Here is a 9,864-nt window from a genome sequence, read left to right on the forward strand (position 1 = left end):
AAGTTCGGCAGCGTTTCAGCGATGTTGTAGACCATGACGGTCCATCCAAGATGTGCCCCGACGGCGTTCGCAGCCTTCATGATGTAGGGAGCTTCGATGATCCATTTGCCGCCTGCCGATGGAATGAAGAATCCCAGGACCGCAGAATAGATGCCGACCAGAAAGGAGAAGGCGGTCGTGCTGGCGGAAGCATCGACGAACCAGTGTGCAATCGTGTCCGACAGCGTCACGCCTTTGGCGTTCGGCACCTTGGTGAGCATCTGGGCGATACCCGCGTAGAACGGAAACTGCAGGAGCACGCCCGACACGCTCGGCATCGCCTTGGAGAAGGCCTCGAGAAGACCCCGGGGGCGCCAGTGCAGCAGGATGCCGAGGATCAGGAACACGAAGTTGTAGGTATTCAGACCTGACAGCGTGATCAGCGGATTGCCCGACTGGAAGGTCTGCCACAGCCAGCCAAGGGCGAGGACGACAATCAGGATCGTCAGGATCGGGCTGAATTCGAGGAAGTCGCCGGGCCGGGTGGGGGCCTTGGGCTTGATCGTGTCGTCCTCCAGCGACACTCCGAGGTCCTCCGCGGTCTTGGTCTGCGCGGTGTTCGGCGCGGTCAGGTAGCAGATGACGGCGGAGAGGACTGTCACCAGGACGGTGGTCAGCAGATTTTGCCAGGTCAGGATCGTCTCGGAAAACCCGATGATTCCGGTGATGGGCAGCAGCGAGCTTGGAATGCTGGCGGCGTTGGCCTGAAGCTGCGCGGCCGACGAGGTGATACCGAGCGTGAAGCCGCAGCCGAGACCGAGATAGCCGGCCGCGCCGGCCGCGCGATAGTCGAGCTTGATGTCCCTGCGTCGGGCGATTTCGCGCACCAGCAGACCGGAGAAGATGAGGCTTAGCCCCCAGTTGACCAGCGACAGCAGAATGCTCAGGACCCCGACAAATACCACCGCACCGCGTCCGGTGGACGGTATCGCTGCCAACCGCCGCAGTGCTGCCGCGACCGGCGGCGACATGGCGACCACGTAGCCTCCGATCGCAACCAGAGCCATCTGCATCGTGAACGGAATGAGGTTCCAGAAGCCGTCTCCAAAAGCGCGGCTGACCGCGAGCGGGGAGCCGCCATGCGCGATGGTGCCGATCGCGATCGCAATCACCGCGATGAGGACGAAGACATATGCATCCGGAAACCAGCGCTCGGAGAAGATGACGAGGCGTTGTGCGAACCTCGCCAGCAGATTGGCCTCGGTCGGTGCGTTCTCCGTGAGAGAATCTCCGGAAACAGTCGTCATTATCAGCCCCCTTTTTGGCAGTGATCGTGGTCGAAAGTCGTGGCGAGCGGTCAGAGTGCGAGCGTGAGCTCGGTGAGCGGTACCGCCTGGCATGTGAGGCAATGTTCGGCCGAACCGTCGTCGCCGCCGAGCCGTGCCACGCGGCCGTCGACAATGCGCATGGCGCAGCTTTCGCACTGGCCGACGCGGCAGCCGCTGGGAAGCTGCACTCCCGCCGCATGCGCCGCATCGAGAAGCGTGCCCAGTTCGGGCGACCAGAGGAAGCTCTTGCCGCTGCCGGCGAGATGAACCGTCTGGGGTTTCAGCATGGATGGGACTTCCGGCGGCGATGCGAAGGCTTCCGCAAAGATGTCGAACCGGGGAATGCCGCGCTCGACGAGCCGCGCCGTCATCGAGGACGTGAAGTCCGGCGATCCGCAGACATAGGCGAGGGGATTGCGGGAAAGCAGCGGATCGATCGCGGACAAGTCTAGCCGGCCGGCGTAGTCGTAATCCTCATGCAACCGGTCGGCAGGTTGCGGTGCCGTGAATGCCGTCACGAGCTTGAGTTCCGGCAGCTGCGTCTCGAGCTCCCGGAGTCGCGTTGCGAAAGGATGTTCACGTCCGTTGCGGCAAGCGTGGAGCATCAGAATTTCGGTGACCCGCTCGGCCGGGGCAAGGGCCGGCAGCGCCTCCAGGTGACTCATGAACGGCGTGATGCCGATGCCGGCGGCGAGAAAGACGAGAGGCCGATTGCCCTGCAGAGGCGGGTTGAATATCCCGCCGGGGGCCTGGAGGTGGACCTCGTCGCCAATCGCGAGGCGATGGACATGTTCCGAAAGATGAAGGCAGCCGCCCGCCGAATCCCCGGCGTTGGATGGCTGCTTCTTGACGGCGATGGAAAGCATGTTCTCGGCAGCTGTTCCGATCAAGGAGTAGGCACGAGCGATGTCCACGCCCGGCAGGCTCAGCAGGACATGCTGTCCCGGCCGATACGAAGGCAGCGCATCGTCGTCCTGCGGAGCGAGATCGATCGCGACGACGTCGTCGGCCTCGCGGCGAATCCCTGCGACCGAGAAGACGCGCCGCCCCGTCCAGCGTCCGCGGTTCGCAGCCTGGTCGCGACGAATGTCGCAGATCGTGGCGCGCAGAGGCACCGAGCCGCTGACCGGATCGCGCGACGCGTCGCTCAGGGCGTCGTTCATGTTCGAGGTCGCGAAGCCTGACGGCGGCGTGGTGTTCCGTCCCAGCGGCGGACAATCCTCCCACCAGCCGAACTCGGCCAGGACGACACGGTCGTCGAGAAATTCGTTCAGGCGGACTCGGAGGCGGACCTGGCCGTAAGGGGTCTGAACGATCGCCCAATCGCCGTCTTCGAGCCGGCGCTGTGCGGCGAGGGTCTTGCTGATCTCCACGGCCGGATCCGGCGATTTCTTGCGCAGCGACGCCACGTGCCGATGCGCACTGTGGACGAACCAGCCGCTCTTCGCCGTGGTCAGCACCAGCGGAAAATACTCGCGCGCGGTCATCGGACCGTCGGCCGGCTCGACATGGTTCGCCAACGGCGGATAGCCATGACCAAGCATCAGCTCGGAATAGATCTCCACGCGCCGCGTTGGCGTCGCGAATCCCGCGATCGTTCCATCGCTGCTTCCCTCAGCGTATTTTTCATGACGGAACGGCTGCGGAAAGCGCTTGCCCTCGGGATGGTGGCGCAATTGCTCGACGGTTATGCCGAGAGGAGCCAATTGATGATTCCAGCCGGCGCGGATGTCGCCGCCGAAGAATTCCTCCGCCATCCCCAATCGCAGCGCCAATTCCGCGACGATCTCGTAGTCCGCCTTGCATTCGCCGAGCCGAGCCAGCATCTGCGGCCGGAACTGGATCGTTTCGACGGCCTCCTGCGTGATCTCGAAGCCGATCTTCAGTGCATCTCTTTCCCAGGGCATGCTGGCCGGGAGCACGATGTCGGCATTCTCGGACGTCGGGTTCATGAACATGTCGACATGCACGTGGAAATCGAGCGCACGCAGCGCCTCGCGATTGCGCGAGGAATGTCCCTGCGACACCACGAAGTTCGTGCCGAAACTCATCAGCGTGCGGACGCGATAGGGCTCCCCTCTGAGCACCGCGCGGCTGAAGTCCCGCGCCGTGATCCATCCGCGGCTCGGCGGTCCGAGCGGCAGTTCGTCTAGGCCGAGAGCTTTCGCTTTTTGCTCCGCCGGCAACAGGCTGTAGTCGTTCACCGAACGTGTCGGCGGCGGGACCTGCCAGACATTCCCGCCCGGCCTGTCGCACGCACCGGTGAGAGCGTAGAGAGTTGCGATGGCACGCTCCGTGGCGGTCGCGTTCGTGTGCTGACCGACGCCCGTCCAGGAGTGATAGGCGAGCTTCGGACTGTTCTCGAACAGCGCGCAAAACGCTGCGACCTTGGATTCGTCGAGCCAGGTGGTCTCGGCGACGCGAGAGATCGTGTACGACGCGGCCTCCGCGGCGAGCAGGGAAAATGCGGTCGCCGCAGGGATCGCATATCCGTCCAGGCCATCGAGCGTGGCTTTGGCGTCCAGCCGGCAGTTCTCGGGATCAAGGAGCTCGACACGCGGGTCGTGGGCACGCGCTTGACCGTATCGATCCAGGGTAACGAAGGCTTCCGGCGGTTGATCCGGCCACAGATCGCTGGCCCGCACCAAGCCGCCAGAATGCGTGTTGACCAGGAATGGCGCGTTCGTCCAGCGCGTCACGAAGGCCGCATCCAACGAGTTTGTCGAAATGAGATGCCGGATCGCCGCCATTGCGAGAGCGCCGTCGGCCCCCGGACGAATGCGCAGCCATAGGTCGGCCTGCTGTCCCGATCCGTYGGGCTTGGGGTCGACCACGGCCACGCGTGCCCCTCGACGACGCGCGTCTGCGACGCGGGTTGCCTGCGCAAGCCATGTCCGCGCCGGATTGTGTCCCCAGAGCACGATGGTTTCGGCCCTGTCATAATCCGGAAAGCCGATCCCGCGACCGAACGTCAAGGCGTGGGCAAAATCCTTGTGCCAGCCGCAGACCTCGACTGCGTAGATCAGGTTAGGGCTGCCGAAGCATCTGATGAACCGCTCGACCCATTCGAAGCTGTCGACCATGGGGGTGCCGCTCGGCGTCGTGACGGCGAAGGCGACCGCTTCCGCTCCCGACGTGCCGCGGATCTGGCCGAGCTTCCCGGCAATCTCGTCGAGGGCTTCGTCCCATGAAATCTCAACCCAACCCGGGTCTGCGGCATCGCGCGGCGCGGTGCGGCGGAGAGGGTGGGTCAGGCGGCGCGGGCTATGCACCATTTCGGGCGCAGCGCGGCCTTTCGAACACAGGGCTCCGCCGGTCGGATGCCCCGGCAGGTTCTCCACGGCGACCATGCGGCCGTTCTCGACCACGGTCATCGAACCGCACCGCGAACGGCAAAGAGTGCAATAGCCGGGATAGCGTTCCGCCATAGACAGCCCAATGGTAGTGCATTACAGTAACGCGCTACATGCTTCGACGATGACACCTTCCTGTCAAGTGCATTCTTTGGGCGGTGCTGATAGATCGGGCGGCAAGCGGCGAGTCGGAGGCGACATGGACCAGAATCTGCGCGAGCAGGTCGTGCAGCAGGTGCGTGCAGAGATTATTTCTGGTCAGAGCATGCCGGGCACGATGTACTCGGTGCCGACCTTGGCCGCGAGCCTCGGTGTGTCGACGACGCCTGTGCGGGAAGCGCTGCTGGAGCTGTCGCGGAGCGGACTGATCGAACCGGTCCGCAATCGCGGCTTCAGGGTTGTCGAGCCCACCTTGATGGAGCTTCGCAATCTGTTCGATCTGCGCGACGTTCTCGAGCTCCATGCCGCGTCATTGGTCGCGCGCAAGCCGGACAAGGATCTGAGTGCGCTTTATCCTTGGGCTGAAGCCATCGCGCGCGCGGTCAAGACCGAGGATATCGGGCTCTATATCGAGGCGGATCGAACCTTCCATCGATTGCTGACGGACGCGGCCGAAAATCCCCGTCTGACCGAGATGGTGATGGGATTGCGCGACCAGATGCGGCTCTACGGGATCAATTCGCGCGCGGGCCTCGCTCGTCAGAACGAGTCCGCACCCGAACACTTCCGGATCATCGAGCTGGCGAGCGCAGGCAAGGAAGAAGCTCTCACGAATCTTCTTCGGCACCACATCAGGGCCTGGGAGCCGATCTTCGTCGAAGCCCTCTCCCAGGTCGGCACCTTCCGCGAGCCGATCGCTGGCACGCGCAAGCGCCAGCTCTCGCCGACCTAGCTCTAGTTCACCCGCGTCCAGGTCTGGCCGCCGCAGAACATGCCGCCGAAGGCGCAGCCCTGCACGCGCAGGCGGTCCGTGCCCTTCAGCGCGATGGTGGAATCGTAGGTCGAGCCGGTGTTGGGATCGAGGATGCGGCCGGACCATTTCTGGTCCTTGCCGGGCTTCATGTTGATCAAGACCTGCTCGCCGTTCTGGTTCGACTTGGTGTCGACCGAATAGCCGCAGAGATTGTTGCCGCATTGCTCGATGCGGACTTTGCCTTCCTTCTCCTCGGTGAGCCAGATACCGAGCGGTGAGTTGAGATCGCGCGTGGGCGCCGCTGCGGGGGCGGGGGTGACGGCCGCGGATTGAACCGGCGCGGGAGGCGGCGCTGGGGGCGCGGGCGGTGCCACAGCCACTGTCGGGGCAGGCGGCGGAGGCGGCGCGGGTGGTGCCGCGGCCACCGTCGGGGCGGCAGCTGGGGCCAGCTGAGGCGGCGGCACGAGTGCGTTTTCGGCCGGAGCATTGTTTGCGGTGGGAGCCGGAGGCGCCGGCGGGGCAGGAGGCGCCGCGGCCACGGGAGCCTGTACAGGGGCCTGCTCGGCCGCCGGAGGCGCGGCGACAGGTGCGGGTGCCGGCGCGGGACTGGCCGGTTGCTGCGGATCAGCCTTGGCTTGTTGCGGCGCTTGTTGCGGCGCATGGGGGTCCGCTTTCGGGGCCCCCTTGGCGTCGTTCTTGGCCTTCTTCGCCTTGCCCTGGCCTGTGTTGTCGTAGACGCCGGGAATCTGCACCGTGCCGCGGTCCGGATCGATGCGGATGGTGCGCCCGCCATATTCGAAGGTGTACTGCGCCTGAGCGGCGGTGCTCGCCAACAAAAGGAACGCGGCCGTGGCCAACAGCTTCCTCATTTCCATCTCCTGAACAGGTGGTCCCCGCACCGACGTCTACGCCTCGGTCCGATCGCAAAACGTGATCTAGATCACGTTCACCGTATGAGTCGCCCTCCCTCCGGTTCCGGTTCAATAGCGCCGAAGTCGGTCCACAGTTGGGCGGCTTTGGCCGTGCGGCGGCGCGAGGGGCTTGCCTGGACGATCCGTGCTGATTGAATGTGTTCGATGGCGCACGCTGACGGAGACGCTGATCATGCTGCGACGATCTTGCCTGATGATGCTCACAGCGGCCTGTTGTCTGGTCGCGACTGCGGTGCAAGCGGCCGGGCTCCGCTTTCTCGAGGTGCCCGCGGACGCCAGCGGGCCCGCGCTCAAAGGCTTGGTGTGGACACCTTGCGCGGCCCCGCCTTCGGAGGTCACGCTGGCCGGCGGTGTTGTGCTGCCGGGCGTCAAGGATTGTCCGGTCGCGGGCAATCGACTGCCGCTGATCGTCGTCTCGCACGGCCGGCGCGGCTCGTATCTCGGCCACGTCGATACAGCGATCGCGCTGGCCGATGCCAGCTTCGTGGTGGCGGCGATCAACCACCCGGGCGATACCGCCAGGGACAGCAGCCGGACCGATGAGTTCTCCGTGCTGGTCGAGCGTCCCGCCGACATGAAGCGGCTTGCCGATTTCATGCTCGGCGCCTGGACGGACGCTGCGGTTCTCGACCCCAAGCGGATCGGCCTGTTCGGATTCTCGCGCGGCGCCTATACCGGCCTCGTCGTGATCGGCGGCAACCCCGATTTCGGCGCGCTTGCTCCGCTCTGCGAGAGAGAGGGCGCGACAACGCCGAAATGCCAAGCCATTCGCGATGGCCTTGTCCCAACTGAAGCGGCCGTGCACGACCCCCGCATCAGAGCGGCTGTGCTGGCGGATCCGCCCCTTTATGAAGGCCTCTTCAACCGGGAGCGCCTCGCCAATGTGACGATCCCGATTGTCTTATGGCGTTCGGCGCTGGGCGGTGACGGCGTCGTGCCCGCTTCAGTCGATGCGCTGGAACAAATGCTTCCCGCGCGCCCCGACTTCCGGATCGTGCCGAACTCGTCGCACTTCTCCTTTCTTGCGCCATGTCCACCCAAGCTGGCCGAAGCCGCGCCGATCCTGTGCACTGATCCGCCTGGGTTCGACAGGAAAGCGTTTCACGACACGTTCAACGACGCAGCCGTGAGCTTCTTTCGCAAGCATCTGGAGTGACGGACAAGGTCGGTCGCCGGTCGAGCCGCTAGTCGAACCACGCGGCGTAGATCTTCCTGTAGCTGCCGTCCTCCATCGAGATGTGCAGCCACTGGTCGACAAAGGCCTTCAGCGCCATGTCGCGCTGGAGCCAGTAGGCCTTCTCGGAGAAGTCGAATGGCTTTTCGGGGTGCACCGCGCAGAGCACGCCGGGATGCTGCTTCTGCTGGTAGCGCGTCTCGGAGGCATCCGTCATCATCAGATCGGCATTGCCCTTGGCGATCTCGTCGAAGATCACGGTGTTGTCGGGGAAGACGTTGATCTCGGCGTCCTTGACGTTGGCGCGCGCGAAGCGCTCGTTGGTGCCGCCGGGATTGACGATCACGCGGGTGCCCTTCTTGTCGATGTCGGCGATGGTCTGGTATTTGCCGACGTCGGCGCAGCGCGCGATCGGCGTCTTGCCCTCGCGCATGATCGGCATCGAGAAGACGCCCTTCTTCTGCCGGTCGAGCGTGACCGAGACGCCGCCCATCGCGATGTCGAACTGGTCGGCCTCGAAGTCCTTCATCAGCTTCGGCCAGGCCGTCGGCACGAATTCGACCTTGACGCCGAGCGCCTTGCCGAGCGCCTCGGCCATGTCGACGTCGAAGCCGCTGAACTGCTGCGTGGTCTTGTCGAGGTAGGTGAAGGGCTTGTAGTCGCCGGTCATGCCGACGCGCAAAGTGCCGCGCTTGATGATCTCGTCGAGGCGCGAGGGCGCAGCTTGCTGCGCATGCGCCGAGAAGTTCGCCAGCAACGCCACCGCCAAGGCCGCCAGGATTCGAACGAACATGTCTTTGCCACCCCTGTGTAAGCTGTCATTGTGCAGCCCGTCAGGTGCGGATTTAAACCAGATGCCCGCCGCTGGCGAGATGGAATTGGAAGGAGAAGCCCGGTCGTGCCGATCTCAATGTACGAGGCCTCGGTTGGCCTGTTCGTGCCATACCTGCGCAATCTGTCCGGACTGCTCGACAAGGGCTCGGCTCATGCCGAGGCCCGCAAGTTCAATCCCGCCATTCTGCTCGGCATGCGCCTGTCACCGAACATGTACGACCTGGCACAGCAGGTCGGCGAGGCCTGCCGTCACGCGGTGGTCGCCCCGGCCTTGCTGGCCGAGCGCGAGCCGGTAGCGCTGCCGGTGCTGGAGCACGACATGGCCGGGCTTCAGGCCCGCATCGCGACATCGATCGAATTCATCGAGAGCCTGCCGCGCGGCGAGATCGATGCGGCGGCGGACCGCAACGTCTTCTTCAGGCTGAAGAACGGCACCGAGCTGCCCTTCACCGGGCGGACGCTGCTGCTGACCTTCAGCGTCCCGCAATTCTTCTTTCACGTGACGACGGCCTACGACCTGCTGCGGCACGCAGGCGTCGAGCTCGTGAAGAAGGATTATCTCGGACGGAAATAGTTGCGGGGGCTCGATGTTCGCCTCTCCCCAACGGGGAGAGGCGTACGAGATATGCGGCCCGACGGCGGGCTAGGCTTCGCCCTTGCGCTCGAATTCGGCGAGCGAGCTGCGGCCGGCGATCTCGCTGCGCAGCTCCTCGAAGCGCCGATGGGCCTCGTCCGCGCGCTCGTCGACGAGATGCACCGCGGCTTCGCTCGCCATTGGACCGCTGATCACGGGCGTGGATTGGTCGCCGATGGTCTCGTGCACGTAGTACTGGCCGTCGTCGCCGCAATGGACCGTCCATTTGAGGCGGATCGCCACCATCGGCCCGGGGCCGACCTTGCTGTAACCGTCGGCATCGGCCGGCTCCGGCACCAGCGGCTGTTCGTCGACCACGGGATGCTCCTCGGCAACCGGGTGCTCATCGACGACGGTTGTCTCGATCTCGTTCTCGCCCTCGGTCGCGGTGTCACGGACGACGAGGACGGGCTCGGGGTGCTCCAGGATGCTGGCGATGGTCGCCAGCGCGTGGTCGGTCGGGTCGATTTCTGACAAGGGTCCATCCTCCAGCTCGACGCGGCCGGCAAATGTGTCCCACTGCCGGCGCGGCTGGGCTTATTACGCGGGTTTGATTAAGGCTGAGTTGGGGCTCGATCTGCACCAAAATGGGACGCATTCTGGCGTTCCGAAGGCGTGCGGACGAAAGCATGATTCGGAAAAGTGCGCAGCGGTTTTCCGAAACGATCATGCTGAAACAATAATCTAAAGCGCGATGACGATTCATCGCGCTTTAGC

General features: G+C 64.6%; 8 protein-coding genes. 3 read left to right on the forward strand and 5 right to left on the reverse strand.

Annotated features, from left to right (window positions below):
* Both ACXJL8_RS23705 and ACXJL8_RS23710 read right to left on the reverse strand, forming a co-directional pair.
* Nucleotides 1-1,286, reverse strand: a 1,286-nt coding sequence (locus tag ACXJL8_RS23705) for a TIGR00366 family protein (RefSeq protein WP_456685679.1), incomplete at its 3' end; no start/stop codon positions are given.
* Between the two features lie 50 nt (nt 1,287-1,336).
* Nucleotides 1,337-4,735 (reverse strand): molybdopterin-dependent oxidoreductase, encoded by a 3,399-nt coding sequence (locus ACXJL8_RS23710; protein ID WP_456685680.1) that lies wholly within the window; start codon nt 4,733-4,735, stop codon nt 1,337-1,339.
* 10 nt (nt 4,736-4,745) lie between these two features.
* On the opposite strand from ACXJL8_RS23710, the gene ACXJL8_RS23715 reads away from it, so the two are divergent.
* Complete coding sequence (locus ACXJL8_RS23715) at nt 4,746-5,552, forward strand: GntR family transcriptional regulator (protein ID WP_456685681.1); 807 nt, start codon at nt 4,746-4,748, stop codon at nt 5,550-5,552.
* A gap of 2 nt (nt 5,553-5,554) precedes the next feature.
* Here the strand turns inward: ACXJL8_RS23715 and ACXJL8_RS23720 are convergent, their stop codons facing one another.
* The gene (locus ACXJL8_RS23720; protein ID WP_456618984.1) at nt 5,555-6,442 is read right to left on the reverse strand and encodes a DUF2147 domain-containing protein; all 888 of its coding nucleotides are present in this window, start codon (nt 6,440-6,442) and stop codon (nt 5,555-5,557) included.
* Nucleotides 6,443-6,698: 256 nt separating this feature from the next.
* On the opposite strand from ACXJL8_RS23720, the gene ACXJL8_RS23725 reads away from it, so the two are divergent.
* Nucleotides 6,699-7,661: an alpha/beta hydrolase family protein gene (locus ACXJL8_RS23725; RefSeq protein WP_456685682.1), complete on the forward strand. Its 963-nt coding sequence runs from the start codon at nt 6,699-6,701 to the stop codon at nt 7,659-7,661.
* Nucleotides 7,662-7,689: 28 nt separating this feature from the next.
* Here ACXJL8_RS23725 and ACXJL8_RS23730 read toward each other — a convergent pair whose 3' ends face one another.
* On the reverse strand, nt 7,690-8,472 hold the full coding sequence (locus ACXJL8_RS23730) for a transporter substrate-binding domain-containing protein (protein WP_456618986.1): 783 nt from the start codon (nt 8,470-8,472) through the stop codon (nt 7,690-7,692).
* Between the two features lie 117 nt (nt 8,473-8,589).
* Between ACXJL8_RS23730 and ACXJL8_RS23735 the strand changes: the two genes are divergently transcribed.
* On the forward strand, nt 8,590-9,087 hold the full coding sequence (locus tag ACXJL8_RS23735) for a DUF1993 domain-containing protein (protein ID WP_456619082.1): 498 nt from the start codon (nt 8,590-8,592) through the stop codon (nt 9,085-9,087).
* Between the two features lie 69 nt (nt 9,088-9,156).
* On the opposite strand, the gene ACXJL8_RS23740 is transcribed toward ACXJL8_RS23735, so the two are convergent.
* Nucleotides 9,157-9,624 carry a hypothetical protein gene (locus tag ACXJL8_RS23740; protein WP_456618987.1) on the reverse strand — a complete coding sequence of 156 codons (468 nt, stop codon included), beginning with the start codon at nt 9,622-9,624 and terminating at the stop codon, nt 9,157-9,159.
* Between the last annotated feature and the right edge of the window lie 240 nt (nt 9,625-9,864).

This window comes from Bradyrhizobium sp. P5_C11_2 (genome assembly GCF_054049755.1).